Origin of the sequence: Stella humosa, from assembly GCF_006738645.1 — a bacterium.
Classification (GTDB): Bacteria; Pseudomonadota; Alphaproteobacteria; order ATCC43930; family Allostellaceae; genus Allostella; species Allostella humosa.
On the sequence record NZ_AP019700.1, the window covers coordinates 2,153,110 to 2,178,809 of the forward strand.

Genomic DNA, 25,700 nt, shown 5'->3' on the forward strand with positions numbered 1-25,700 from the left:
TCAGGTCGTCGCCCCGCCGCCATCGAGCCGGTCGCCGCCCCCTCCGCCGATGGTATCGGCATCCGCATCGCCCGCGATGGTATCGCTGCCTTCGCCGCCGAAGAGCACGTCCTTGCCCTGGCCCCCCGCCAGAAGGTCGTCGCCCGTGCCGGTCCCGACGAAGTCGTCACCCCCGTCGCCATACACGAGGTTGTCGCCCTGCTCGTCGAAGATCAGGTCGTTGCCGGCACCGCCGGACAGCGTGTCGTCGCCTGCTTGGTCAGTGGTGACGAAGCCGATGGTGTCGGCGCCATCGCCACCGACGACGCTGTCGTCGCCGGCGCCACCCAGCAGGAAATCGTTGCCATCGTCGCCGGCAATCGTGTCCGCGCCTTCCTCGCCCAGGAGGAAGTCGTTGTCGGCACCGCCGGTGATCCAGTCGCCGTCATCGCCGCCCCAGGCGGTGTCCGCACCTTGGTCGCCCGATAGCTGGTCCTGGCCGTCGCCACCTTCGAGATGGTCGTCGCCGGCACCGCCCTGGACGATGTCGGCATCGTCGCCGCCGGACAGCACGTCGTCGCCCTGGCCGCCGCCCACGAAGTCGTTGCCATCTTCGCCCGACATCGTGTCGGCGCCGGTGTAGATCTCCAAAAGGATGTCGGCCCCGCCACCGCCGAAGATGGCGTCGTCGCCCTTGCCGCCCGCGATGGAGTCGGCACCCAGATCGCCCCAGATGGTGTTGGCGCCGCCTGCATCGAGAATGAAGTCGTTGCCGCCGCCGCCATAGAGCAGGTCGTCGCCCAGCCCGCCGGAAATATCGTCGTTTCCCTCGTCGCCGGACAGCGTGTCGCCCAGCCGGTCGGTGCCCTGGCCGCCCCCGATGAAGTCGTTCCCGGCACCGCCGGAAAGCAGGTCGCGGCCACCGCCGCTCAACAGGAAATCGTCGCCGTCCTCGCCCAGCAGGGTGTCGGCACCGCGCGCGTTGGGATCGAAGAAGAAGCTGCCGCCCTCGATGGTGACGGCATCGTCGAAGATCGCGTCATTGCCTTCCCCGCCGAGCAGCAGGTCGTCGCCGTCATCGCCGAAGAGGACATCGTCGCCACCGCCGGCGTCCTCGATCGTGTCGGCCCCGTTGCCGCCATGCAGCCAGTCGTCGCCGAGGTTCCCGTCGATCCAGTCGTCGCCCACCTCGCCGAACACCGTGTCGAGGCCCTGACCACCGAAGAGGGTATCGGCGCCCTGGCCGCCATAGACGAGATCGGCGCCGATGTTGCCGTTGACGTGCCAGTCGTCGCCGTCGTCGCCATAGACGGTGTCGTTGTCCTGTCCGCCGCGCACGAAGTCCGCGCCCGGGCCGCCGAACACGACGTCGATGCCGGTGTTGCCGTTCAGGGCGTCGTCGTCGCCCTCGCCATAGACCAGATCGTTGCCATCACCGCCCAGTGCCAGGTCGTTGCCATCACCGCCCAAGATCCAGTCGTCGCCGCTGCCGTCGTTCGACAGGTTGGTGCCGCCGAACAGGAAATCGTCGCCGTCCTGGCCGAAGATGCTGTCCGGACCGGGCCCGCCATTCACCAGGTCGGCACCTTCGCCGCCATAGGCGAGGTCCGCCCCGGCCAGCAGGTCGATCAGGTCGTCGCCGCCCAGGCCGTCGATGGTGTCGTTCCCGTCGGTGCCTGCCAGCAGATCGCCGCCGTTCGTGCCGTTCGCCATGACGTCCCCCGCTGCGCGCCGTCCGGCGCTGGTGCTGGCACCGGCTGGAACCGGCAGATCGCCGCGCAGGCTATCGTGCCCGGGCGAAGTGGAACATTGCTAATATTGTGCCGTAGGACTTCCGTTCATTGCCGGCAATGGTCCTCCCACATCGCCCGCAACGCGCGCTCGAAGTCGCGCACATAGCGGTCGATGTCCCAGCCTGGGCGGGACAGCAGGCGCTGGCGCAGGCCGCGTTTCAGTTCGAGCAGGCGCGGGCGGTCTCGGGCCATAGCGGCGGCGATCTCCACATAATGGCGGTCGTCGCGCGCGATCCAGTCGTCGAGGCCGGCGGCCGTCAGGAAGCTGGCGCCCATGCGCGACACGAAGCCGGCGCCGCGCAAGGCCACGACCGGCGCCCCCATCCACAGCGCCTGCATGGTGGTGGTGCCGCCATTGTAGGGCACCGGGTCTAGCGCGATGTCGATGTCGGCATATTCGGCCATCATGTCGGCCAGGCCCACCGGACCGCGGAACTCCAGCCGGCCCGGATCGACGCCCAGCGCCGTCAGGCGCTGGCGGAAGATGTCGATGGCACCAGGGTCCTTGAAGCTCGGGGCCTTCAGGACGAGGCGGGATCCCGGCACCGCGGCCAGAACGCCCGCCCACAGGCGCAATGTGCGCGGCGTCAGCTTGGGCACGTTGTTGAACGAGCCGAAGGTGAGCGGCCGCAGCAGATGGCCTTCGCCGAAGGCGGGGAAGGGGTGGCCGGCCTCCGGCGCGAAACAGAAGACGGCGTGCGGCAGCCGCATCACCCGCTCGCTATAGAGGGCTGCGTGGTCTTCGGGCGCCACCACGCCGTCGGCGATGATCCAGTCGATGTTGGGCACGCCGGTGGAGCCGGGATAGCCCAGGAAGGTCGCCTGCACTGGCGCCGCCCGGCGCGCGAACAGGGCCATGCGGTTGCGCATGGTGTGGCCGGAAAGGTCGAGCAGCAGGTCGATGCCGTCGGCCTCGATGCGGCCGGCCAGTTGCCGGTCGCTCAGGGTGGCGCATTCCACCCAGCCGCCGACCCGGCCGCGGGCCAGCCGGGTCTGCTCGTCATGGGTGGTGCCGGTGAAGTAGAGGGTGGTGGCGAATGCCTGGCGGTCGAGGCGTGCCAGCACCGGCTGCAGGAAGAGGTTGACCGGGTGCTGGTGGTGGAAGTCCGCGCTGACCAGCCCCAGCCGCAGGCGGCGCCCAGGGTCGCGGTCGTTGCCGAAGCTGGCCGCCGCCCTGGCACCCTGGCCGAGCGGCGCGAAAAGCCCGCGATGCAGGGCGGCGACGGCGGCGGCATCGAGCGTGTCGCTGTAGAGCGCGCTCATGGCGGCACTGGAGGCCATGTGCGACGGCGTCGCCTCCGACTGCGCCATCTCGCGATAGATGGCCAGTGCCGCATCGGCGTCGCCCATGCGTCCGGCGATCGAGGCGCGCATGGTCCGCGCACCCTCCTGCGGCGCCAGGGCCTCGGCCCGCTCCAGTGCCACCAGGGCCTCCTGCATCTGCCAGCTTTCCGCAAGCGCATGGGCCAGGTTCCAGTGCGCGGCCGCACTGTCGGGGTGCAGGGCGACGTTGCGCTTCAGCACCTGCTGGGCCTCCTGCCACAGGTTGTGGCGGAAGGCGGTGTCGGCCAGGCGCACCAGCGTCGCTTCCTCGGTCGCGGCGGATGCCTGCTCGCAAGCCACGTGTGCCTCGCCGGTCAGGCCCAGGCGCAGCAGGATCTCGGCCAGGTCGATCTGCATCTGCGCGCGCTCGTCCGGGCCGGGTGCCGGCTGCTCGCCCGGCAGCGCCAGCAGCGCCTGGCGCATCGCCTCCAGCGCCGACGGCAGGGCGCCGCGCTCCAGCCGATACCGGGCCATGTGCCAGTGGACGGCGCGGCCGCCGCCCGGGGCCAGCGGCAGGGCGCGGTGATAGTGGCGGGCGGCCTCGTCGCCGCGGTCGGATTCCTCCAGCACCCGCGCCGCCGCCAGATGCGGCTCCCAGCGCGCCGGGGCGATGGCCTGGGCGCGGGCGTAGTGCGCGGCCGCGTCGGCCAGCCGGCCCGTCTGGCGCAGGGCGTGGCCCGATTCCAGCCAGCCCGTGAAGCTGTCCGGCGTGGCGGCAAGCGCGCTGGCGAAACCCTCGACCGCCTCGGCATGCCGGCCCTGCCGGGCAGCGCAGCGGGCGAGCTGCAGGGCGGTCTCGCCCAGGCCCGGATCGAGCTGCCGCGCGCGGGCGAATTGTGCCTCGGCATCGGCCCAGCGACCGGCATCGAAGAGCGCGTTGCCCAGGTTGAAGAACACCGCCGCCGGCGCTCCCGGCACGGCCGCCGCCTGGCGATAGGCGGCCATCGCACCGTCGCGGTCGCCGGCCTTGCGCAGCGCCATGCCATCGCCCGCCAGCTTCTGCCAGGCCGGGACCCGGCCGCCGCCCGATCGGTCGGGTCGTTCGGGGCGTCGCATCGCCTGGCGTCCTCAGCCCGGCATCGGGGCGGGGCGGATGGCGAAGCGGATCTCGTCGGTGCGGAAACCCAGCATCTTCGGGCAGGTTATGCCGGGCAGGACGGCCACGTCGTAGAGTTCCTGCACCACGCCCTCGATCATCAACTGATGCTCGATGTCGCCGGTGCGCAGGTTGACGATGGCGATGACGCATTGCGGCGCCATGCCCTCGGCCGCCAGCCGCTCGTTCAGCACCAGCCCTTCGAAGGTGCGGTTCTCGCGCGGGCGCGACACGCCGATGACCGCGTGGTCGCCCGCGAAGGCCAGCCCGCGGGCGAAGCCCGGCAGGAAGCAGACCGGCTGGAAGCGGCCGGTCGCCAGGTCGACATGGCCGAACTCGCCGGTCCCGGTCTGGATCAGCCACAGCTTGCCGTTGTGGAGCCGGGGAGAGTGCGGCATCGACAGGCCCGCGGCGGCGATCTCGCCCGATGCCACGTCGACGACCACCCCGCCGTCGCGGCGGCGCTGGCGCCAGCTCTCGGCGACGTTGCCGGTGCCGACGCAGGTGACGAAGGCCGGCCGCTTGCCATCCATCGCCAGGCCGTTCAGGTGGCAACGATCCTCGGCCGCCAGCCGGTCGATGAAGGGCGGGCGCCACAGGGGCACGAAGCTGTGCCGGTCGTCATGGGTGGCCAGGCAGTTGAACAGCGTGGCCGCGAAGATCGGCCGTCCGTCCGGGCCGGCATGGATGTCGTGGATGTCGATGTCGCCGGTGGTATGCCCGGTGATGGGGACATAGAGCGCGTCGTAGCCGTCCTGCCGCTCGCTCGGCTCGATGAAGTTCTCGAACCGCCAGAGCTGGTAGAGCGATGCCAGCCACAGCGTCCGCCCCTCGACGCCCAGCCCCATCGAGCGCGGGAAGGTGCGCTCGAACACCGACATGCTGCCATCGGGCCGGGTGCCGATCAGGAAGACCTTACCCGCCTGGTAGGTGGTGAAGGCGAGGCTGGCGCCGCTGCGGGCGAGCCAGGGGGCGAACAGGCGCGTGCCGGCCAGCTCCAGGCGGGGTTCGGCCGTCATGTCGTGTGCTCCATGCTGGTCAGGCCGGGCGGCTGGCGATGCCCGGCTGCGTCAGCCAGGATTCGGCGGCCTCGGCCGGAAGGAAGACGTGGTCCCGCTGGTGCGGGTTGGCGTGGATGGCGGGCGTCGCCGTCAGAACCGGGCGCCGGGGGTCGCCGTCCGGCGCCAGGGCGAAGTGGCGGTAACCGCTGTCGGCCAGCAGGGTCGGCAGGGCCGCCGGGTCGGTGCCCGGCAGGATCTCGCAGACGATCGCCGGCCGCGCCCGGTCGAGCCAGCCGCGCGCACCGGCCAGGACGGCCGGCTCGTGCGTCTCGACATCGAGCTTCAGCACCACGGGTCCACCGTCCCAGCCGGCCGGCGGCAGCACCGCATCCAGGCGCGCGAGCCGGACCTCGCGGACATCGGAATGGGTCGCCCGGAACGTGCGGTTGATCGAGGCGGATGTCTCCACCAGCCCATGGCCGGATGGCGGCAGGTACAGGGGCACCGCGCCGTCCTGGTCGCCCAGCGCCAGCGGGTGGACCAGGACCTGTCCCCCCGCCTCGGAGGAGGCAAGGTTGGCGCGCAGGATGTCGAGGATTTCCGCCACCGGCTCGAAGGCATGCACCTGGCGGGCGCCGGCCGCCGCGGCCAGCAGGCTGTAGAAGCCGGTATTGGCGCCGACATCCAGGAAGGTCGGATGCAGCCCCTGGCACCACGCGGCGACCAGTGCGGGCAGCGGCGCCTCGTAGGCGGCCCAGCCGCCATGCAGCAGGCTCATCGCCACCTGGTCGCGGCCGCCGCAGGAATCCATCCAGAACCGCCGGGACCCATCGGCAAGCTCCAGGTCCGCCTGGACCAGGTGCCCCATCCTCATGCCGTGGCGACCTGATAGTCGGCCCAGCGGTCTCCCAGCAGATGGTGCCAGGCGGCAGCCAGTTCGTCGTGGAATCGCTCCTGGCTGAAGGACGCGGCCATGGCCCGCCCGGCTGCCACATAGGTCGCCGCCGTAGGCGCATCCAGGCGGAGGGCGGTCGCGATCGCCTCGGCGAAGGCTTCGACATCGCCGTCGGGCACCCAGAAGCCGTTGTCGGGGCGGGCGAATTCGCGCCCGCCGAAGCCGTCATAGCCGCAGACGAGGCAGCCGGCCGCCATCGCCTCCAGCGGCGGCAGGCCCAGCCCTTCCAGCCGCGACAGGCTGGCGAAGACGAGCGACTGGGCCAGGAGTTCGGACACCTGCGGCCGGCTCATGTCGTTGATCTCGACCCAGGGCACGCCGGCCAGGTCGGGGTGGATGCCGTGCAGTAGCTGGCGCACGATCTCGGCCTCGCCGGCGCGCTTGCGCGGCATGTAGGCGATCTGCCGGCGCTTGGGCCGGTCGCTGCGGAAGATCGGCAGGACGGCCGGCCGCACGACTTGCCAGTCGATGGTCGAGCCCCAGCGCCGCAGCGTCGCCAGGGTGACATGGCCGTAGGTGATGCCGCCGGCCAGGCCATGGGCGTTCATCGCCGCCATGTCGGGAAAGCCGCGGAAGCTGTAGTAGGGGTTCTGGTTGTGCACGACCGTCCGGCAGGGCAGTTGGCGTAGCTGCTGGACATTGGCGATCCCCGCCACTTCGGGAATGACCAGCCAGTCGTCGGCACGCAGTTGCAGATGCGGCCCCCAGGTCACCAGCGGCACGGCGTAGGGACGGCTGGGCACGGCCACGCGCGCAGCGCTGTCGAGCAGTGCGAAGGCCCGCAGCCCCATGGCGCGCAAGGTGGCGACATGCTGGAAGTTGATCACCTCGCCGCCCGCGCGGGCGGGCAGGGTGCAGACATAGTAGATGGCGGGCAGGCCGGAAGCGGACACAGGCGGACTTCTATAGTGACCGCGGAGCGTCCGCCATGCACTCCCGCATGACGGACGGTCCGGCGCCTCACAGAAGGAGGAAATCCGCCGCGGTCATCTGATCCCGGGTGATGCCGGCGATGGTGACGCCGTGGTCGGGGTCGCCCAGCGAAAGGAACACGCCGTCCGGGGTGTCGACCATCCGCGCCAGCAGGTCGGCGAAGCCAGCCAGCGCCAGGCCATTCAGCACACCGTCGCCCCCGGTGTCGATGACAATGCGGTCGCCGCCCGCCGACGCGAAGTCGGTCACGAGGTCCAGGCCGCCGCCTTCCTTGAACACGAAGCGGTCAGCCCCTTCGCCGCCGGTCAGCGTGTCGTTGCCGCGGTCGCCCGACAGTATGTCGTGGCCGCCGTCGCCGAACACCCGGTCGTCGCCTTGGCCGCCCCAGACGAAGTCGTGGCCGCTGCCGCCATGGACCGTGTCGTTGCCGCGGTCGCCCAGCACCCAGTCATTGCCCTGGCCGCCATCCAGCCGGTCGCTGCCCTGGCCGCCCCAGGCGATGTCTTCGTCGGCCTCGCCCAGGATGCTGTCGTTGCCCCCATTGCCCTGCAACTGGTCGCGGCCGCCGTCGCCGAGGACGGTGTCGTTCCCGTCGTTGCCGCGGATGGTGTCGGACTGGTTGCCCCCCGGCAGGCGTTCGTCGCCAAAGCCGCCTTCGACGAGCCGGGTCGGTCCCGGCTTTTCGCCGTCATCGGCGACCGTGATGGAGACGGTCGCCGTGTCGAAGCCGCCGCGGCCGTCGCTCACCTGATAGGTGAAGCCGTCCGGCCCGACATAGGCGGCGTTGGGCTGGTATGTGAAGCCGCCATCCGGGCTCCACACGAGGCTCCCGTGCGCGGGGCCGGCGAGCAGGCCGGACACCGTCAGCGGGTTGCCGTCGGTATCGGTATCGTTGCCGATCAGCCCCGGCCCCTGCACCACCAGCTTGGTCTGCCAGGGCAGGGTGAAGGCGTCGTCGCCGGCTACCGGCGCGCTGTTGCTGTAGGACGGCACGGACGGCTGTGATGGAGGAGGTGGTGGTGGCGGAGGAGGTGGTGGTGGTGGTGGTGGCGGAGGAGGAGGTGGTGGCGGTGGTGGCGGAGGCGGAGGCGGTAGAGGCGACAGCATCCCGAAGACCACGTAGCCAGCACCGAAGCCGGTACTGTTGCCGTCGAACCCGCTGGCACCGACGATGATGTCGCCGAAGCCATCGCCGTTGAGGTCGCCGGCACCGCTGACGGAGCCGCCACCGTAGTCGCTTCCCGACTGGCCATGGACCCGGAACCCGTAGCCGCCGTCCAGGGCGGAAAGTTCGAGCGCGGCGGGAAAGGCGGTGGATCGGCCGAACACGACATAGCCGGCGCCGGACTTCGGATCGTGCCGGTTGGCACCTGGGGCACCGATGATGATGTCGTCGATGCCGTCTCCATTCACGTCGCCGGCCGCCCGAACGGCGGCCCCGCTCGTGTCGAGGGTCGATTCGCCATTGATCCGGAAGCCGTTGGCACCGTCCAGCGTGGACAGTTCGAATTCGGCCGCGAACCCGGCCGAAGTGCCGAACACCACGTAGCTGGCGCCGGATTCCGCTCCATTGGGGTCGGCCTCGTAGGCGCCCACGATCACGTCGTCGATGCCGTCGCCGTTCACGTCGCCGGCAGCACTGACCGACCGGCCGCTCAGGTCGTAGGCCGATTCCCCGTTGATCCGGAAGCCGCTGCTGCCGTCGAGGGCGGACAGTTCCAGCGTGGCGGCAAACCCGGTCGAACGGCCGAACACGACATAGGCGGCGCCGGAATTGGTACCGTTCGGATCGGCCAGCATCGCGCCGATGATGATGTCGTCGATGCCGTCGCCGTTCACGTCGCCGGCAGCACTGACCGGCCGACCCGAATGGTGGCCCTCGGATTCGCCGTTCATCCGGAAACCGTTGCTGCCGTCCAGCGCGGACAGATCGACGTCGGGGGTAAATCCCGCCGTGGTGCCGAACACCACATAGGTGGTGCCGGACTTGGCGCCGTTCGGGTCGGCGGCGTAGGCGCTGATGAGGACATCGTCGATGCCGTCGCCGTTCACGTCCCCGGCTGCGCTGATGGACATGCCGGCCCTGTCTTCGTCCGCCTCGCCATCCATGCGGAAGCCGTTGCTGCCGTCGATCGCCGAGAGCTCGAACTCGGCGGAAAACCCGGCCGAATTGCCGAAGATCACATAGCCGACGCCCTCGTAGTTGACGGTCGGGGTGGCGAAAGGCGCACCCACGACGATGTCGTCGATGCCGTCGCCATTCACGTCGCCGGCGGCAGCGACGGCGGTGCCCGCCGAATCGTAGCTGCTGGCACCGTCGATCCTGAACCCGTTGAGGCCGTTGATCGCGGACAGGTCCAGCGCCGGACCGAAGCCGGCCGATGTGCCGAACACCACATAGGCGGTGCCGTCGTTGTATCCAGTGAGGTCCCTACCCGGCACGCCGATGATGATGTCGTCGATGCCGTCGCCATTCACGTCGCCGGCCGCGCTGACCGAGACGCCGGCATAATCAAGCGGCGCTGCGCCGTTGATCTTGAAACCGTTGCTGCCGTCGAGCGCCGAGAGCTCGATGGTTCCGGAAAAGGGCATCGATTGCTCCCAGGTCCGCTGCGCCGGCTCGCCGGGCGGCAGCTCTATATGAGTCTGTCGTCCATTGTTTCAGTTCCTGCGACAAAGGATCAATCTGAAATCAATCCAAAGTAGAGGGAATTTCCATGGCAAGCGCCGCGGCAAGCTTTAGAGAAACAGGAAGTCGCCCGCGTCGAGTTGGTCGCGGGCGATGCCGGCGATGGTGATGCCGTGGTCGGGGTCGCCCAGCGACAGGAAAACGCCGTCCGGGGTGTCGACGATCCGCGCCAGCAGGGCGGCGAAGCTGGTGAGGGGAATGCCGTTGAGAATGCCGTCGCCGCCGGTATCGATGACGATGCGGTCGCCGTCCGCCGACGCGAAGTCGGCCACGAGGTCCAGGCCGCCGCCTTCCTTGAACACGAAGCGATCCGCGCCCTCGCCGCCGGTCAGGGTGTCGCGGCCGCGGTCGCCTGACAGCACGTCGTGGCCGCCGTCGCCGAACACCCGGTCGTCGCCCCGGCCGCCCCAGACGAAGTCGTGGCCGGCGCCGCCATGGACGGTGTCGGAACCGCGGTCGCCCAGCACCCAGTCGTTGCCCTGGCCTCCATCCAGGAAGTCATTCCCCTGGCCGCCCCAGGCGATGTCCTCGTCGCCTTGGCCGAGGACGCTGTCATTGCCGGCATTGCCCTCCAGCCGGTCGCGGCCGCCGTCGCCGGTGATGGTGTCGTCGCCGTCATTGCCGCGGATCGTCTCGGCCTGGTTGGTGCCGGACAGTCGCTCGCTGCCGAAGCCACCGTCGATGGGCCAGATCGGGTCGGGCTTCTCGTCGTCGGCGACGGCGATGGAAACGCTGGCCGTGTCGAAGCCGCCCCGGCCGTCGCCGACTTGGTAGGTGAAGCCATCCGGGCCGACATAAGCGGCATTGGGCTGGTAGATGAAGCCGCCGTCCGCGCTCCAGGCGAGGGTGCCGTGCGCTGGACCGCTCATGAGACCGGTGACCGTCAGCGGGTGGCCGTCGGCGTCGATGTCGTTGCCCAGCAGCCCCGGCCCCTGGACCAGCAGCCTGGTCTGCCAGGGCAGGGTGAAGGCATCGTCACCCGCCACCGGCGGGCGGTTGCCGCCGGAGGCGGGCGGCGGCGGAGGTGGAGGCGGCGGGGGCGGCGCCGCGATGCCGAAGATCACATAGCTGGCACCCGCCCTGGGGGCGTTCGTGCCAGCATAGTGGGCGCCGACGATGACGTCGTCGACGCCGTCGCCATTGACGTCGCCGCCGCCGCCGACGGAAATGCCGTTGGAACTGCCGCCCTCGCCGTTGATCCGGAAACCGTTGCTGCCGGTCAAGGCGAACAGATCGATCTGGGCGGAGAACCCGTCCGAACGGCCGAACACGATATAGCTGGCGCCGTCGGCCTCACCCACCCCGATGGCGCCGACCACGATGTCATCGATGCCGTCGCCGTTCACATCGCCGGCGGCGGCGACGGAAGTTCCGGCGTAGTCGTTCATCGATTCCCCGGCGACCCGGAAACCGTTGGCACCGTCCAGGTCGGAGAGTTCGAGTTCTGCGGCAAAGCCGGCCGAGCGACCGAACACGACATAGCCGGCGCCAGCGGCGTTCAGGCCGAAATTCGCGCCGGAATCGGCCCCGATCGCGCCGACGATGACGTCGTCGATGCCGTCTCCATTGATGTCCCCGGCGGCGCTGACGGAGAAGCCGCTCTGGTCCTCGTTCGCATTGCCATTGATCCGGAAACCATTGCTGCCGTCGAGCGCGGAGAGTTCCAACGCTGCGGCGAAGCCGCCGGAACGTCCGAACACCACATAGCTGGCGCCGGAGCTGCTCCCGCCAGGGTCGGCGCCGGTCGCGCCGATGATGATGTCGTCGATGCCGTCGCCATTGACGTCCCCGGCCGCGCCGACGGAGAAGCCGCTGTAGTCCGACGTCTCCGCCCCGTTGATCCGGAAGCCGTTGCTGCCGTCGATCGCCGACAGGTCGAACGGGGCGGCAAATCCGACCGACGTGCCGAACAGCACATAGCTGGCGCCCGAATCGGTGCCATTCGGATCGCCGCGAAGCGCACCGACGATCACATCGTCGATGCCGTCGCCGTTCACGTCGCCCGCCCCGCGGATGGCAGATCCGGCCTCGTCGTCGATGCTTTCTCCGTCGATGCGGAAGCCATTGCTGCCGTCGAGGTCGGAGACCGTGATCCGCGCGGCGAAGCCGCCCGAACTGCCGAAGATCACATAGCCGGCACTCTCGCCGTAGTTGCTTGCACGGGCGCCGACGACGATGTCGTCGATGCCGTCGCCGTTCACGTCCCCGGCCGCTCCGACAGGCTGGCCGATGTAGTCGTAGGCGTTGGCGCCGTCGATCCGGAAGCCATTGCTGCCATCCAGCTCGGACAGCTCGAACTGCGCGGAGAAGCCAGCCGACGTTCCGAATACGACAAAGCCGGAGCCCGAGAACAGGCCGTTCGGGGATGCGCCGGGCGCGCCGATGACGATGTCGCCGATGCCGTCGCCATTGACGTCCCCGGCCATGGCGACGGACCGCCCGCTCTGGTCGCTGTTCGCTTCGCCGTTGATCCGGAAGCCGTTGCTGCCGTCGAGGGCGGAGGGTTCGAGCGTGCTGGGGAAGGGCATCTTTCGTCCTCGGGAGAGGTATCGTTCGGAACGCGATCTGCGGTCCGGAGGGGAACGGCTAGAGCAGCAGGAAGTCGCCCGCCGTGAGCTGGTCCCGCCTTATGCCGGCAATAGTGACGCCGTGGTCGGGGTCGCCCAGCGACAGGAACACGCCGTCCGGCGTGTCGACCATGCGTGCCAGCAGGTCGGCGAAGCTGCCGATCGACAGGCCGTTGAGGATGCCGTCGCCGCCGGTGTCGATGACGATGCGGTCGCCCTCGGCCGACGCGAAGTCGGCCACCAGGTCATATCCAGCGGCCTCCTTGATGACGAAGCGGTCGGCGCCCTGGCCACCCGTCAGGGTGTCGTTGCCACGGTCGCCGGACAGCATGTCGTGGCTGCCGTCGCCGAACACCCGGTCGTCCCCCTGGCCGCCCCAGACGAAGTCGTGGCCGGCGCCGCCATGGACGGTATCGGCGCCGCGGTCGCCCAGCACCCAGTCGTTGGCCTGGTTGCCATTGACCATGTCATTGCCCTGGCCGCCCCAGGCGATGTCTTCGTCGCCCTGGCCCAGGATGCTGTCGTTCCCTGTATTGCCTTCCAGCCGGTCGCGGCCGCCGTCGCCGGTGATGGTGTCGTCGCCGCCGTTGCCGCGGATGGTGTCGGCTTGGTTGCTGCCGGCAAGGCGGTCGTTGCCGAAGCCGCCGTCGATGGGCCAGATCGGGTCCGGCTTCTCGTCGTCGGCCACGGTGATGGAAACGCTGGCCGTGTCGAAGCCGCCCCGGCCGTCGCCGACCTGGTAGGTGAACGCGTCCGGCCCGACATAGGTGGCGTTGGGCTGGTAGATGAAGCCGCCGTCGGGGTTCCAGGTCAGGACGCCGTGGGCCGGGCCGGCCACGATGCCCGTCACCGTCAGCGGATTGCCGTCGGCATCGGTGTCGTTGCCGAGCAGCCCTGGCCCCTGGACCAGCAGCTTGCCCTGCCAGGGCACGCTGAAGGCGTCGTCTTCCGCGTCGGGCGGTCGGTTGCTGCTGCCGGGCGGCGGCGGGGGAGGGTTCGTATCGGCCACGCCGCCGAAGATCACGTAGGTGGCGCCGGCGCGCTCGCCATTGGAGTAGACGCCGGGCGCGCCGACGATGAGGTCGTCGAAGCCATCACCGTTCACGTCGCCGGCGGAAGCCACCGACCAGCCGCCCTCGTCCCCGGCCGACGCGCCGTTGATCCGGAAGCCGGCGGTGGTGGCGAGCGCGGATAGCTCCAGGGATGCGCCGAACCCGGCCGTCGCGCCGAACACGACATAGGAGCCGCCGGATCGGTCGCCATTCGGATCTGCGGCGAAGGCGCCGACGATCAGGTCGTCGATGCCGTCGCCGTTGAAGTCGCCGGCCGCAGCAACGGCGGTGCCGCTCAGGTCGCCTGCCGAGGCGCCATTGATCCTGAAGCCGTTGTTGCCGTCCAGCGACGACAGGTCGAGGGACGCTGCGAAGCCGGCCGTGTTGCCGAACACCACATAGCTGGCGCCGGGATCCCCGCCATAGACATTGCCGTCGGAATCGCCAACGATCAGATCGTCGACGCCGTCGCCGTTCACGTCGCCGGCACCAGCGACCGACCGGCCGTTCCGGAAGCGGTCCGCGACGGCGTTGATCGCAAAGCCGTTGCTGCCGTCGAGCGACGCCAGGTTCATGGAAGGGGCGAAGCCGGCCGTCGTTCCGAACACCACGTAGCTGGCGCCGGTATCGTAGGGGAAGCCAACCGCGGGTGCCCCGATGACTAGGTCGTCGATGCCGTCGCCGTTCACATCTCCGGCGGCGCTGACCGCCCGACCACTTTCGTCGCCGTTCTGTTCGCCGTCGATCGCGAAGCCGTTGCCGCCGTCGAGTGCGGACAGTTCCACGGTCCCGAACCCGGCCGTGCTGCCGAACACCACATAACTGGCTCCGCTGCCGAGGTAGGGCTGCCCGACGATGACATCGTCGATCCCGTCGCCGTTCACGTCACCGGCGCCGCTGACCGAACGGCCGGCCTTCCAGTAGTTGGCTTCGTTCGGGACGTCGTCCGCATGGATCTGGAAGCCGTTGCCGACGCCGATCGACGACGCCTGCAGGACCGCGGCGAAGCCGCCGGTGGCGCCGAACACCACATACGCAGCGCCGGAATAGGAAGCGTGCGGCGTTGCGTATGGCGCGCCGATGATGACATCGTCGATGCCATCGCCATTGATGTCGCCGGCCGCGCTGACGGAGAATCCCAGATAGTCGCCGATCGAGGCGCCATGGATGGCGAAACCGTTGCCGCCGTCGAGCGAGGACAGTTCGAATGACGGCGAGAAGCCGGCAGTGGTTCCGAACACAACATAGCTGACGCCGGCATTAAGGCGGTCCGGCGATGCCTTTCGCGCGCCCACGACGATATCGTCGATGCCGTCGCCATTCACGTCGCCGGCGCCATGGACGGAGAAGCCGCTTCCATCTTCACCCGCGACTCCATTCAGCGTGAAGCCCTTGCCACCGCCGAGAGACGAGAGTTCGACCGTCGAGAATGCAGATGCCAAGAATAGCCCCTTCCGGGCCCGATCAGACTGACCGGGACGCGTTCCGGCGGGCTGAAGACCTGTTACCCGACTTCAGACTAGCCCTATTCCATTCGATTGATAGTGCTATTGCCTCATCCCAATCCGAGGCTGCGGTCGAGCGTCACCTCCACCAGCGTCGGCTTGCCGCTGGCGATGCCGGCCGTGATCAGGTCGGTCGCCTCTGCCACCGTGCGGGCGACGTTCGAGGCGACGCCCATGGAGCGGGCCAGCGCCTGGAAGTCGATGGCCGGGTCCTCCAGGTCCATGCCGACATAGGTGCCGGTCTGGGCGGCGTGGCCGCGCAGCGCATTCACCCGCTGCTTCAGGATGCGGTAGGAGGAATTGTTGAGGATGACGAAGACCACGCCCAGCCGGTAGCGCGCGGCCGTCCACAGGGCCTGGCAACTGTACATGGCGCTGCCGTCGCCCACGATCGCCACCACCGGCCGGCCGGGCAGGGCCACCTTGGCGCCGACCGCGGCCGGCAGGCCCCAGCCGATGCCGCCGCCGCGCAGGCCGAAGAAGCTCTGCGGGTCGTCGCTTCGGATCAGGTCGCGGATGCCGCCGGCCGACGACAGTGCCTCCTCGATCACCACGGCGTCCGGGGGCAGGACACGGCCGATCGCCTCCAGCAGGGCCAGGGCCTGGACGGGGCTCTTTCCGGCATCGGCCCGCGCCTTGGCGGCCAGGGCGGCGCGCTCGTCGGCGATGCGCGCCCGCATCTCGGCGCCGCGTCGCTCCATCGCCGCGCGCCGGCCGTCGTCGAGGCGGCGGCGGACGGCGGCCGTGATCTCCGGCAGGGTCGCCTTGGGGTCGCCTAGCATGGCGACCCGGGCGGGGTAGTTCTTGCCCAGTTCCCACGGGTCGAGGTCGAGATGGATGGTCACCAGCCCTTCGGGGATCGGCTCGACGTCGGACGGCAGCGACAGGGTGAACAGGTCGCCGCCGACCGAGAACATGGTGTCGTACTGGCCAAGGAGCTTGCGCAACACCGGCGACAGCCGGCCCATGGGGCCGCGATGGAGCGGGTGCGAGGTCGGGAAGGACGCCGTGCTCGACACCCCCTCCAGATAGACCGGCGCCCCCAGCAGCTCGGCCAGTTCGGCCAGCTCGTCATGGGCGCGGCTCTGGGCCACGGCGTCGCCCGCCACCAGCATCGGCCGGTCGGCGCGCACCAGCAGCTCGGCCGCCGCCTCGATCGCGTCCAGGTCGGCGCGGATGCGCGGCGCCACGCGGGTGACGGCCATGAGGTCGATCTCGGCCTCGTCGTTCAGGATATCGCCCGGCAGGGAGAGGAACACCGGCCCGGTGGGCGGCGCCATCGCCGTCTTGGCGGCGCGGTGGACGATGCGCGGCAGGTCGGCCAGGCGATGGACCTCGGTCGACCATTTCACCAGCGGGCGCGCCATCGTCGGCAGGTCGGCCCACAGGATGGGCTCGGTCACGTTGAAGCTCTGCTCGTGCTGGCCGGCGGTGACCAGGATCGGCGAGGCTGCCTTCTGGGCGTCGTAGAGCATGCCCATGGCGTTGCCGAGGCCGGGGGCGACATGCAGGTTCACCACCGCCAGCTTGCCCGACGCCTGGGCGTAGCCGTCGGCCATGCCCATGACCACCGCCTCCTGCAATCCCAGCACGTAGCGGATGTCGGCTTCGGCCGCGAGCGCGTCCATCAGCGGCAGCTCGGTGGTGCCGGGGTTGCCGAAGAGGACGTCGACGCCCTCCTGCTTCAACAGTTCCAGGAAGGCGCGCTTGCCGGTCATGGTGGGCATGGGGAGGTCCTCCGGGGCGGTTTCTGTCTGGTCTGGACCACAGCATAGCGCGATCGAACGGCGATTCTCCCGCTGCATGAACTGGGATATACCTGTTGCCGCACGGCCCCACCGCGCACCTGGCCCCACACCAGACGCCCCTTCGACCGGAGTCCCCATGACCGGAGCCGTCCTCGGCGCCCCGGCACCGCGCACGCGCGAGTTCGCCATCCTCGCCGTGGCGCTGGCCGCCGTCGCCTTCAGCCTGAACGGCTTCTTCGTCCGCCAGCTTGAGGCGGCGACGACCTGGCAGATCGTCTTCTGGCGGGCGAGCGGTCTTTGCGTGGTGGTCAGCCTGATGTTCGTGTGGCAGCATCGCGGGCGCGCCGCCGCAGTCTTCCGCCAGGGCCTGCCGATCGCGCTGATCGCCGCCCCGACCCAGGGCATCGGCGTCGTCTTCTTCATCTATTCGCTGACGCACACCACCGTCGCCAACACGATGATGATGCTGAGCGCCACGCCCTTGTTCGCAGCCCTGCTCGGCTGGGCCTTCCTGGGCGAGAAGGTCGGCTGGGCCACGGCCGTCGCGATTGCCGCCACCATGGCCGGCATCGGGCTGATGACGCTGGACGGCATCGCCGGCGGGTCGCTGTGGGGAAATCTGGCCGCACTCGGCAATGCCTGCACCTTCGCCATCTTCATCACCTATCTTCGGCGCGGGCGGGCGGGCGACATGCGGCCGACCGTGATCCTCGGGGCGGCCAGCGGCGTGGCGATGGCGGCAGCCCTGGGCGACGTGCTGGCGGTGCCGCTGCACGACATTCTGCTGTGCCTTGCCTGGGGGATGTTCGCCCAGACCACCGGCATGACCCTGATGCTGATCGGCTCGCGCGGGCTGCCGGCAGCGGAAATCTCGCTGGTGGCGATGGTGGAGTTCGTGCTGGCACCGATGTGGGCCTACAGCGTCACCGGCGAACTGCCGACGCCCATGTCGGCAGCCGGCGGCGGCGTCATCTTCGCGGCCATGCTGGGCTGGTCCTGGCGCCGGGCCAGGCTCAACCGCACGATCCCGCTGCGCCCGGGAAGCTGACGGCCGCCTGCCGTGGCATGATCGGCCGATGCCCGCGGACTCGAACATCGGGACCGATGGCGGCCGGCCGGAGCGGCCGCGCAAGATCATCCATGTCGACATGGATGCCTTCTTCGCGTCGGTGGAGCAGCGCGACGACCCCGCCTTGCGCGGCCGGCCGGTGGCGGTCGGCGGGTCCAGCCAGCGCGGCGTGGTGGCGGCCGCCAGCTACGAGGCGCGCAAGTATGGCGTGCGCTCGGCCATGCCGTCCGTCACCGCGCGGCGGAAGTGCCCGGAACTGGTGTTCGTGAAGCCCCGCTTCGACGTCTACAAGGCGGTGTCGGCGCAGATCCGGGCGATCTTCGCCGAGTATGCCGACCTGGTGGAGCCGCTGTCGCTGGACGAGGCCTATCTCGACGTGACCGACAACCCCCATGGCATCGCGTCCGCGACCGAGATCGCCCGCCGCATCCGGGCCCGCATCCGCGAGGAGACGGGGCTGACGGCATCGGCCGGCGTCTCCTACAACAAGTTCCTGGCCAAGCTGGCATCGGACCACCGCAAGCCGGACGGGCTGTTCGTCATTCCGCCGGCCGACGGTCCCGCCTTCGTCGAGACCCTGCCGGTGCGCCGCTTCCACGGGGTGGGGCCGGCGACGGCCGCGCGCATGAACGGCCTGGGCATCGAGACCGGGCTGGACCTGCGCCAGCGCACGCTGGAGTTCCTGCAACGGCATTTCGGCAAGTCGGGCGGCTACTACTACTGGATCGCGCGCGGCATCGACCACCGCACGGTCCGCTCCGACCGGCCGCGCAAGTCGGTCGGGGCCGAGAACACCTTCTTCGAGGACCTGGTGACGCCCGACGCGGTGCGCGCCGCGCTGGGGCCGATCATCGACAAGGTCTGGCGCTATTGCGACCGCGGCGGCATCCGCGGCCGCACGGTCACGCTGAAGGTGCGCTACGCCGATTTCCGCCAGGTCACCCGCCGCCGCACCGAGCCGCGCTTCGTTACCGGCCAGGCCGAGATCGAGCGGCTGTCCATGGCGTTGCTGGAGCCGCTGCTGCCGCTGGAGCAGGGGATCCGCCTGCTCGGCGTCACCCTGTCCAGCCTGGAAGAGGAAGCGGGCGAACCCGGCCCGCAGCTCAGCCTCACGCTGTAGCTTCCCCCAGCAACAGCAGGACGAAGGCGGGCAGGGCGGTTGCGGGGTCGATTTCCGCCAATGCCAGCCGTCGCTCCGCCGCCGTCCGGGGTGCTTGGCGGCCGGGCGAAATCTCGATGATGCTCGCCACCCGGCGGCGCAGGCGGGCGCGATCCTCGGCATCGGCACGGTCGATCCGCTTCAGCAGGCAGAGGATGCCGCCATGCAGCGAATGGCCGTAGCCGACGCGCACCCGCCACAGGTCGTGGCCGAGCGATCCCGCCATCCGTGCGAGGCAGGCCCAGCGCTCCAGGTTGGCCAGCATCCGCTCCGCATCGTCGTCTTCCGCGCCTTGCGCGCCGTCGTCGCCGAACTGCTGGACGATGCGCTGCGGCAGCCGCTCCAGGGCCTCGACCATGGTGCGGCGATCGTCGACGAACGCCGCCAGGGCCAGCACCAGCATTTCATAGCCCGTGCCGTCGCTGCCGGTCGCCGTCCGCAGCGTCCGCGCGTGCGGACCGGACAGCAGCCCGGCCAGCATGCCGCGCGCCAGCGTCCGGAGGCCGCCGAGTTCATGCCCGCTCAGGGCACCGCAGCGTGCCGCTATCAGGATGGCATCGAGCAGGAAGACGAGCGGCAGGGCTTCCGCGAAGGGCGGGGCATCGGCAAGGGGCGGACAGCGCCAGTTGGTTGCGGCGCCGATGCCGGCCGCGTGCAAGCGGCGGGCGCAATCCTCGACAGAAGGGCCGTCGCCGACCGCTGCTGCCAGGATGCCGGGCGCATGGTGACGCCAGTCCTGCCCGGCGCCGACCGCAACCGGCACCTGGTCGTCCCCCATGTCCATGGCCCGGCTGTGGAGGATCAGCGGGGTACCGGGCCGCCAGGCGCGCCCCAGGGCCCGCTCGTCTAGCCCCCGCAGAAATTGGACGATGGCAGTCGACCGGTCCCGCGCCCGTTCGCCATCGTCGCGGTCGGCATCGGCGTTGCCGGAGGGCAGGCGGGCGATCCAGCCGGCCCAGCGATACAGCCCGGCATCGGGCGAGGGACCCGCCCGCCCGCCGATCGTCCGCGCCCGCTCCGATGGCGACCAGATGCCGCTGACGCCCAGCCGTGCCAGAAGGGCCGCCTTGTCGGCATAGCCGTAGTGCAGGGCGGCATCGAAGCGCTCCCGCGCATCGCTGCGAAACCCGATCGACGGTTCCTGGCCGACGACAGGCGGGGTGGAGCCGTCCAGGAGGGTGGCGGCATCGGTCAGGCGGGCGGTCGGCATTACCAGATATCGCGCCTCGCCCGCGCTGTCGGCGGCGGCCCGGATCGCCGCCCAGGCGTCGGCGCGGATGAACGACTGCCCGTCGAGCGGCAGCACCCATCGGGCGTCGGCCAGCCCGTCCTCCAGCGCCTGGTTGCGGGCGCCGTTCACATGCATGGCGTAGCGATTGCGCCAGCCGAGATAGCGGTCGATCGCCGGCGCCCGGTTGCGTTCGTCCATGGCGAGGAAGGCCGGCGAATGGAACCGGTGCGTGTCCGGTACGCCGCGATAGGCGTAGGGCTGGGCCGCGTACTCGTCGAGCGAGAAGGGGATGCGGATTGCCCGCTGGCCGGCAGCGGCGATCAGCGCCTGGGCTTCGGCCTCGGCCTGGGGATCGACGATGCGATTGAGGACCCAACGCTTCTCGCAATCGGCCAGCGGCGGTTCGTGGCGCAGGATGAAGCGCAGGCAGTCGATCGTCTGTCCGACGCGGTGACGCGGCGGCAGGTCGTTGCCGAGAACGCGATAGACGATGAAGGTCGGCCGGGCCGTCACCGCGGTTGGCCCGTCATCTGCATGGACATGGATGCAGCAGCGGGCTTGTCACGGCCGCTGCCATGCGGGCAAAGTTCGCCGCGCCAGTCCAGAGCGACGGCGAATTCCACCGCCAGATGCAGCCCGCCCACGCGCGGAAAGACGACGGTCCCCATGGTCAGGCTTGTCCATATCGCACTGACGCGGCCGCTGACGTTCATCGTCCTGGCGCTGCTAATCCTCATCGTCGGCCCGCTGGCCTGGCTGCGCACGCCGACCGACATCTTCCCCGATATCCGCATCCCGGTCATCAGCGTCGTCTGGCAGTACACCGGACTGGCACCCGACCAGATGGCCGGCCGCATCTCGACCCCGTTCCAGCGCGCGCTGACCACCACCGTCAACGACATCGAGCATATCGAGGCGAACTCCTATACCGGCATCGGCATCATCAAGATCTTCTTCCAGCCGACCGTCGATATCCGTACCGCCAATGCCCAGGTGACGGCCATCGCCCAGACGCTGATCCGGCAGATGCCGCCGGGCGCCACGCCGCCGCTGATCCTGAACTACAACGCCTCGACGGTGCCCATATTGCAACTCGCATTGTCCGGCGCGGGCCTCAGCGAGCAGGCGCTGTTCGACATCGCCACCACACGGGTGCGCACGCCGTTGGTGACGGTGCAGGGGGCGGCGATCCCGTTCCCCTTCGGCGGCAAGACCCGCCAGGTGCAGATCGACCTCAACCCCTTCGCGCTCCAGGCACTGTCGCTGTCCGGCCAGGACGTCGCCAATGCGCTGGCGGCGCAGAACCTGATCACCCCGGTCGGCACGCAGAAGATCGGCCAGTTCGAGTATTCGATCCAGCTCAACAATGCGCCATCGGAACTGGCGGCCCTGGGCGACCTGCCGATCAAGACCGTCAACGGCGCCACGGTCTATGTCCGCGACGTCGCCACCGTGCGCGACGGCAACCCGCCCCAGGCCAACGTCGTCCATGTCGACGGCAACCGCTCGGTCCTGCTGCAGGTGCTGAAGAACGGCTCGGCCTCGACGCTGGCGATCATCGCCGGGGTCAAGCAGAAGCTGGCCGAGATGCGCCAGGCCCTGCCTGAGCAACTGGAGATCGCGCTGCTGGGCGACCAGTCGCTGTTCGTCGGCGGGGCCATCGCCGGCGTGCTGCATGAGGGGCTGCTGGCGGCGGCCCTCACCAGCCTGATGATCCTGCTGTTCCTCGGTAGCTGGCGGTCGACCGTGATCATCGCGGTGTCGATCCCGCTGGCGATCCTGGGCTCGGTCATCGCGCTGGCGGCGCTGGGCGAGACGCTCAACATCATGACGCTGGGCGGGCTGGCGCTGGCGGTCGGCATCCTGGTCGACGACGCCACCGTCACCATCGAGAACATCAACTGGCACCTGGAGCAGGGCAAGGACGTCAACACCGCCATCCTGGACGGCGCCAACCAGATCGTGGTGCCGGCCTTCGTCTCGCTGCTGTGCATCTGCATCGTCTTCGTGCCGATGTTCTTCCTGGAGGGGATGGCGCGCTTCCTCTTCGTGCCGATGGCGCTGGCCGTCATGTTCGCCATGATCTGGTCGTTCCTGCTGTCGCGCACCCTGGTGCCGACGATGGCCATGTACCTGCTGCGCCCGCACGTCCATCACGACCCGGGGCACGGGGCCGGCAGTGCGGGCCGGCCGCGCTCTCGCAACCCGCTGGTGCGCTTCCAGCAGGGGTTCGAGGCCGGGTTCGAGCGGTTCCGGGCGGGCTATCGCGGGCTGCTGGTGCTGGCCCTGCGGCGGCGGGCGGTCTTCGTCACGCTGTTCATGGCCTTCGTGCTCGGCACCTTCCTGCTGGTGCCCTATCTCGGACGCAACTTCTTCCCCGCCGTCGATACCGGCCAGATCCTGCTCCATGCCCGCGTCCAGGTCGGCACCCGGGTGGAGGAGACCGCCAACCAGTTCGCCGACATCCAGAAGGCGATCCGCCGGATCATCCCGCCCGACGAGATCGCCACCATGGTCGACAATGTCGGCATGCCCGTCAGCGGCATCAACATGACCTACAACAACACCGGCGTGATCGGGCCGGCCGATGGCGACATCCAGATCAAGCTGAAGGAGGGGCACCGGCCGACGGCCGAGTATGTCCGCACGTTGCGCGAGGAGCTGCCGCGGGCCTTCCCCGGCGTGCAGTTCTCGTTCCTGCCGGCCGACATCATCAGCCAGATCCTGAACTTCGGCGCGCCGGCGCCCATCGACATCCAGATCCGCGGCCGCGACCTGACGGCCAACTTCGCCTATGCCAACCAGCTCCTGAGCCGGGTGCGCCGCATCCCGGGCGTCGCCGACGCCCGCATCCAGCAGTCGGGCGCGGGGCCGGCCTTCACGGTCGAGGTGGACCGCACGCGGGCGCAGTATCTGGGCCTGACCGAACGCGACGTGACCAACAGCATGGTGGTGAACCTGGCGGGCAGCGCGCAGGTGGCGCCGACCTACTGGCTCAACCCCGACAACGGGGTGACCTATTCGATCGTCATGCAGACGCCGCAGTACCAGATGGATTCGCTGGCCGCGTTGCAGACCCTGCCCATCACCGCGCCCGGCATGAATTCGCTGCCCATCCTGGGGTCGATCGCGGAGCTGAAGCGCATCAACACCAATGCGGTCGTCTCGCAGTACGACATCCAGACGATGGTGCAGATCTATGCCACGATCCAGGACCGCGACCTGGGGTCGGTGACGACCGAGGTGCAGCAGGTGATCCGGGAGATGGCATCGGGCGTACCGCGCGGCAGCCAGGTCGTGCTGCTGGGGCAGGTGCGGACCATGAACAACGCCTATTTCGGCCTGATCTTCGGGCTGATCGGGGCGATCGTGCTGATCTATCTGCTGATCGTCGTGAATTTCCAGTCCTGGTCCGACCCGTTCGTGATCATCACGGCCCTGCCGGCGGCCATCGCCGGCATCGTCTGGATGCTGTTCGTGACCGAGACCACCCTGTCGGTGCCGGCACTGACCGGCGCCATCATGTGCATGGGTGTCGCCACCGCCAACAGCGTGCTGGTCATCAGCTTCGCCCGCGAGCGGCTGGCGGAGCTGGGGGACCCGGTCGCGGCCGCCCTCGATGCCGGCTTCGTGCGCTTCCGGCCGGTGCTGATGACCGCACTGGCCATGATCATCGGCATGGCGCCGATGGCGTTCGGCATGGGCGAGGGCGGCGAGCAGAATGCACCGCTCGGCCGCGCCGTCGTCGGCGGCCTCATCTTCGCGACGATCGCCACCCTGATGTTCGTGCCGGTCGTCTTCAGCCTCGTCCACAAGCGTCGGCCGCAAGCGTCCGCGCCCGCCCCATCGGAGCCCGCGCATGTCCACTGAACCCGCTGCCGCTGCGCCCTCGGGACGCAAGCTGGGGCTGCTGGGAATCCTCGCGCTGGTCGGCGTGGCGGCCCTGGTGACCACCGGCATCATGTCGCGCGAACGCAGCGATGCGCGGGTCCGCGACTGGACCGACGCCCAGGCGGTGCCGACCGTCGCGGTGGCCGCCCCCGACACCCGCATGCTGGACCCGACCTTCAACCTGCCGGGACGGATCGAGGCGTTCTCGCGGGCACCGATCCTGGCGCGCGTCAGCGGCTATGTGAAGGCTTGGCACGTCGACATCGGCGCCCCGGTGAAGGCGGGCCAGCTCCTGGCCGAGATCGAGGCGCCCGACCTCGACCAGCAGTTGCTGCAGGCCCGCGCCGACCTGCTGAACGCACAGGCCAACGCAAGGCTGGCCGACGTCACCCTGAAGCGGCGGCAGACGCTGGCCAACGCCAACGTCATCTCGCAGCAGAACCTGGACGAGCGCAGCGCCGACCTCGGCAGCAAGCAGGCGGCGGTGAAGGCGAGCCAGGCCAATGTGGACCGCCTGCTGGCGTTGGCCGCCTACAAGCGCATCACCGCGCCCTTCGACGGCGTCGTCACCGCGCGCGACACCGATGTCGGCGCGCTGATCGCGGCCGGCGGCGGCCTGCCGATGTTCGTCATCTCGGACGCGCGCAAGCTGCGCGTCTACGTCAACGTGCCGCAATCCTTCGTGCCGCTGATCCGTGTCGGCACCAAGGCGCGGATCACGGTGCCCGAATATCCCGACCGCACCTTCGAGGCCGTGGTCGCGGCATCGGCCCAGGCGATCGACGTGGCGACCGGGACGACGCGCATGCAGTTGATCGTCGAGAACAACGAGGGCGCCCTGCTGCCCGGCGGCTACGCCAATGTCCGCCTCGACCTGACGCGCGACGTGCAGCCGCTGCATGTCCCGGCAAGTGCCCTCATCGTCGGGCGCGAGGGGCTGCGCGTCGCGGTGGTCGACGCCGAAAGCCGCATCCGCTTCAAGACCATCACCATCGCCCGCGACCTCGGCCGCGAAATCGAGATCGCGACCGGACTCGCAGCCGGCGACCGCGTGGTCGTCACGCCGCCGGACGGTCTGTCGGACGGCGACGAGGTGCGGGTTGCCGGCACCGCCACCGCCCAGGCGGCCAAGCCCGCGCGCTGAAGCGCAGACGCCGCAACCTCGCAATTGGGGAGCAGCGCAGTGGTCAGGAGACCCACTGCGCTGCCGGAATGCCGGAGAGGAGGAGCGGCACCGACATCCCTACATGCCCAATCGGACCAGGCCCTGGCGGTTCCGTCCTGAACCTCCTTCGCCGCGCTGCGTTGGAAGGTGACCAGCACAAGGAGCGGAGATGCGAGAAGGCGATGCCAGGCCCGCCGATGCCGACGGGCATGTTCCCGACCAGGTCGACCGTGCCACGCTGCGGCGCAAGCAAGGCGGTGCCTTGCCGGAATCAGCCACCGCCTCGCCGGATCCGGATGGCGAGCGCGCGGCTCATCCAGATCTGCCAAGGGAATGATTCGGCCGATATGCTGCCCAAGGGTCCAGGTGTGGAGAACACGACGATGAAGACGATCGACCTCGGCGCCGTGCGGCGCTCGATTGCGGGCACCAAGCTGGCGGGCCACGGCGAGACGGCCGATGGGCCGGTGCGCCAGGACACGGCCAAAGTCGGAAAGCGGTTGCCAGCTCCGACGCGCGACTGAAGCCAAGCACCCGCCACCGA

16 protein-coding genes are annotated in these 25,700 nt (G+C 69.8%); 5 read left to right on the top strand and 11 right to left on the bottom strand.

What is annotated here, in order from left to right:
• The 9 genes from STVA_RS10105 to STVA_RS10145 all read right to left on the bottom strand — a co-directional run bounded on the left by STVA_RS10105 (position 1) and on the right by STVA_RS10145 (position 16,620).
• Positions 1–1,692 carry a calcium-binding protein gene (locus tag STVA_RS10105; RefSeq protein WP_142235724.1) on the bottom strand — a complete coding sequence of 564 codons (1,692 nt, stop codon included), beginning with the start codon at positions 1,690–1,692 and terminating at the stop codon, positions 1–3.
• Between the two features lie 125 nt (positions 1,693–1,817).
• Positions 1,818–4,151: a tetratricopeptide repeat protein gene (locus tag STVA_RS10110; RefSeq protein WP_123687842.1), complete on the bottom strand. Its 2,334-nt coding sequence runs from the start codon at positions 4,149–4,151 to the stop codon at positions 1,818–1,820.
• Between the two features lie 12 nt (positions 4,152–4,163).
• Complete coding sequence (locus STVA_RS10115) at positions 4,164–5,210, bottom strand: TIGR03032 family protein (RefSeq protein ID WP_123687843.1); 1,047 nt, start codon at positions 5,208–5,210, stop codon at positions 4,164–4,166.
• A gap of 19 nt (positions 5,211–5,229) precedes the next feature.
• Entirely contained in the window at positions 5,230–6,066 is an 837-nt protein-coding gene (locus tag STVA_RS10120; RefSeq protein ID WP_123687844.1) for an FkbM family methyltransferase, read from the bottom strand.
• On the bottom strand, positions 6,063–7,040 hold the full coding sequence (locus tag STVA_RS10125; RefSeq protein ID WP_123687845.1) for a glycosyltransferase: 978 nt from the start codon (positions 7,038–7,040) through the stop codon (positions 6,063–6,065). Before STVA_RS10125 ends, STVA_RS10120 begins: the two co-directional genes overlap by 4 nt.
• A gap of 67 nt (positions 7,041–7,107) precedes the next feature.
• Positions 7,108–9,672: an Ig-like domain-containing protein gene (locus tag STVA_RS10130; RefSeq protein ID WP_123687846.1), complete on the bottom strand. Its 2,565-nt coding sequence runs from the start codon at positions 9,670–9,672 to the stop codon at positions 7,108–7,110.
• A gap of 147 nt (positions 9,673–9,819) precedes the next feature.
• Positions 9,820–12,297, bottom strand: coding sequence for an Ig-like domain-containing protein (locus tag STVA_RS10135; RefSeq protein ID WP_123687847.1), 2,478 nt, complete (start codon positions 12,295–12,297; stop codon positions 9,820–9,822).
• Positions 12,298–12,355: 58 nt separating this feature from the next.
• Positions 12,356–14,830, bottom strand: a complete 2,475-nt coding sequence (locus STVA_RS10140; protein ID WP_123687848.1) for an Ig-like domain-containing protein — start codon at positions 14,828–14,830, stop codon at positions 12,356–12,358.
• Between the two features lie 113 nt (positions 14,831–14,943).
• Positions 14,944–16,620: a thiamine pyrophosphate-binding protein gene (locus STVA_RS10145; protein WP_170216271.1), complete on the bottom strand. Its 1,677-nt coding sequence runs from the start codon at positions 16,618–16,620 to the stop codon at positions 14,944–14,946.
• A 157-nt stretch (positions 16,621–16,777) separates the two neighbouring features.
• Between STVA_RS10145 and STVA_RS10150 the strand changes: the two genes are divergently transcribed.
• Positions 16,778–17,689 carry a DMT family transporter gene (locus STVA_RS10150; protein WP_170216272.1) on the top strand — a complete coding sequence of 304 codons (912 nt, stop codon included), beginning with the start codon at positions 16,778–16,780 and terminating at the stop codon, positions 17,687–17,689.
• A 28-nt stretch (positions 17,690–17,717) separates the two neighbouring features.
• Positions 17,718–18,830, top strand: coding sequence for a DNA polymerase IV (gene dinB, locus STVA_RS10155; protein ID WP_123687850.1), 1,113 nt, complete (start codon positions 17,718–17,720; stop codon positions 18,828–18,830).
• Here the strand turns inward: dinB and STVA_RS10160 are convergent.
• Together STVA_RS10160 and STVA_RS27600 are read right to left on the bottom strand one after the other, a co-directional pair.
• Complete coding sequence (locus STVA_RS10160; protein WP_123687851.1) at positions 18,820–20,613, bottom strand: alginate lyase family protein; 1,794 nt, start codon at positions 20,611–20,613, stop codon at positions 18,820–18,822. The genes dinB and STVA_RS10160 overlap by 11 nt on opposite strands.
• Positions 20,610–20,768, bottom strand: a complete 159-nt coding sequence (locus tag STVA_RS27600) for a hypothetical protein (protein ID WP_170216273.1) — start codon at positions 20,766–20,768, stop codon at positions 20,610–20,612. The genes STVA_RS10160 and STVA_RS27600 overlap by 4 nt, the downstream gene beginning before the upstream one ends.
• Here STVA_RS27600 and STVA_RS10165 point away from each other — a divergent pair.
• The 3 genes from STVA_RS10165 to STVA_RS27605 all read left to right on the top strand — a co-directional run bounded on the left by STVA_RS10165 (position 20,767) and on the right by STVA_RS27605 (position 25,680).
• Positions 20,767–23,970: an efflux RND transporter permease subunit gene (locus STVA_RS10165; protein WP_123687852.1), complete on the top strand. Its 3,204-nt coding sequence runs from the start codon at positions 20,767–20,769 to the stop codon at positions 23,968–23,970. The genes STVA_RS27600 and STVA_RS10165 overlap by 2 nt on opposite strands.
• On the top strand, positions 23,960–25,135 hold the full coding sequence (locus tag STVA_RS10170) for an efflux RND transporter periplasmic adaptor subunit (RefSeq protein ID WP_123687853.1): 1,176 nt from the start codon (positions 23,960–23,962) through the stop codon (positions 25,133–25,135). Before STVA_RS10165 ends, STVA_RS10170 begins: the two co-directional genes overlap by 11 nt.
• Before the next feature lie 404 nt (positions 25,136–25,539).
• The gene (locus tag STVA_RS27605; protein WP_170216275.1) at positions 25,540–25,680 is read left to right on the top strand and encodes a hypothetical protein; all 141 of its coding nucleotides are present in this window, start codon (positions 25,540–25,542) and stop codon (positions 25,678–25,680) included.
• Positions 25,681–25,700: the final 20 nt, after the last annotated feature.

What these genes read in the sequence shown, in the direction of transcription:
- STVA_RS10130 (WP_123687846.1), bottom strand. Translation starts at nt 9,672, where the DNA reads ATGCCCTTTTCCGGAACCATCGAGCTCTCGGCGCTCGACGGCAGCAAC.
- STVA_RS10145 (WP_170216271.1), bottom strand. Translation starts at nt 16,620, where the DNA reads ATGCCCACCATGACCGGCAAGCGCGCCTTCCTGGAACTGTTGAAGCAG.
- STVA_RS10165 (WP_123687852.1), top strand. Translation starts at nt 20,767, where the DNA reads ATGGTCAGGCTTGTCCATATCGCACTGACGCGGCCGCTGACGTTCATC.
- STVA_RS10150 (WP_170216272.1), top strand. Translation starts at nt 16,778, where the DNA reads ATGACCGGAGCCGTCCTCGGCGCCCCGGCACCGCGCACGCGCGAGTTC.
- dinB (WP_123687850.1), top strand. Translation starts at nt 17,718, where the DNA reads ATGCCCGCGGACTCGAACATCGGGACCGATGGCGGCCGGCCGGAGCGG.
- STVA_RS10115 (WP_123687843.1), bottom strand. Translation starts at nt 5,210, where the DNA reads ATGACGGCCGAACCCCGCCTGGAGCTGGCCGGCACGCGCCTGTTCGCC.
- STVA_RS10120 (WP_123687844.1), bottom strand. Translation starts at nt 6,066, where the DNA reads ATGAGGATGGGGCACCTGGTCCAGGCGGACCTGGAGCTTGCCGATGGG.
- STVA_RS27605 (WP_170216275.1), top strand. Translation starts at nt 25,540, where the DNA reads ATGAAGACGATCGACCTCGGCGCCGTGCGGCGCTCGATTGCGGGCACC.
- STVA_RS10135 (WP_123687847.1), bottom strand. Translation starts at nt 12,297, where the DNA reads ATGCCCTTCCCCAGCACGCTCGAACCCTCCGCCCTCGACGGCAGCAAC.
- STVA_RS10110 (WP_123687842.1), bottom strand. Translation starts at nt 4,151, where the DNA reads ATGCGACGCCCCGAACGACCCGACCGATCGGGCGGCGGCCGGGTCCCG.
- STVA_RS10170 (WP_123687853.1), top strand. Translation starts at nt 23,960, where the DNA reads ATGTCCACTGAACCCGCTGCCGCTGCGCCCTCGGGACGCAAGCTGGGG.
- STVA_RS10105 (WP_142235724.1), bottom strand. Translation starts at nt 1,692, where the DNA reads ATGGCGAACGGCACGAACGGCGGCGATCTGCTGGCAGGCACCGACGGG.
- STVA_RS27600 (WP_170216273.1), bottom strand. Translation starts at nt 20,768, where the DNA reads ATGGGGACCGTCGTCTTTCCGCGCGTGGGCGGGCTGCATCTGGCGGTG.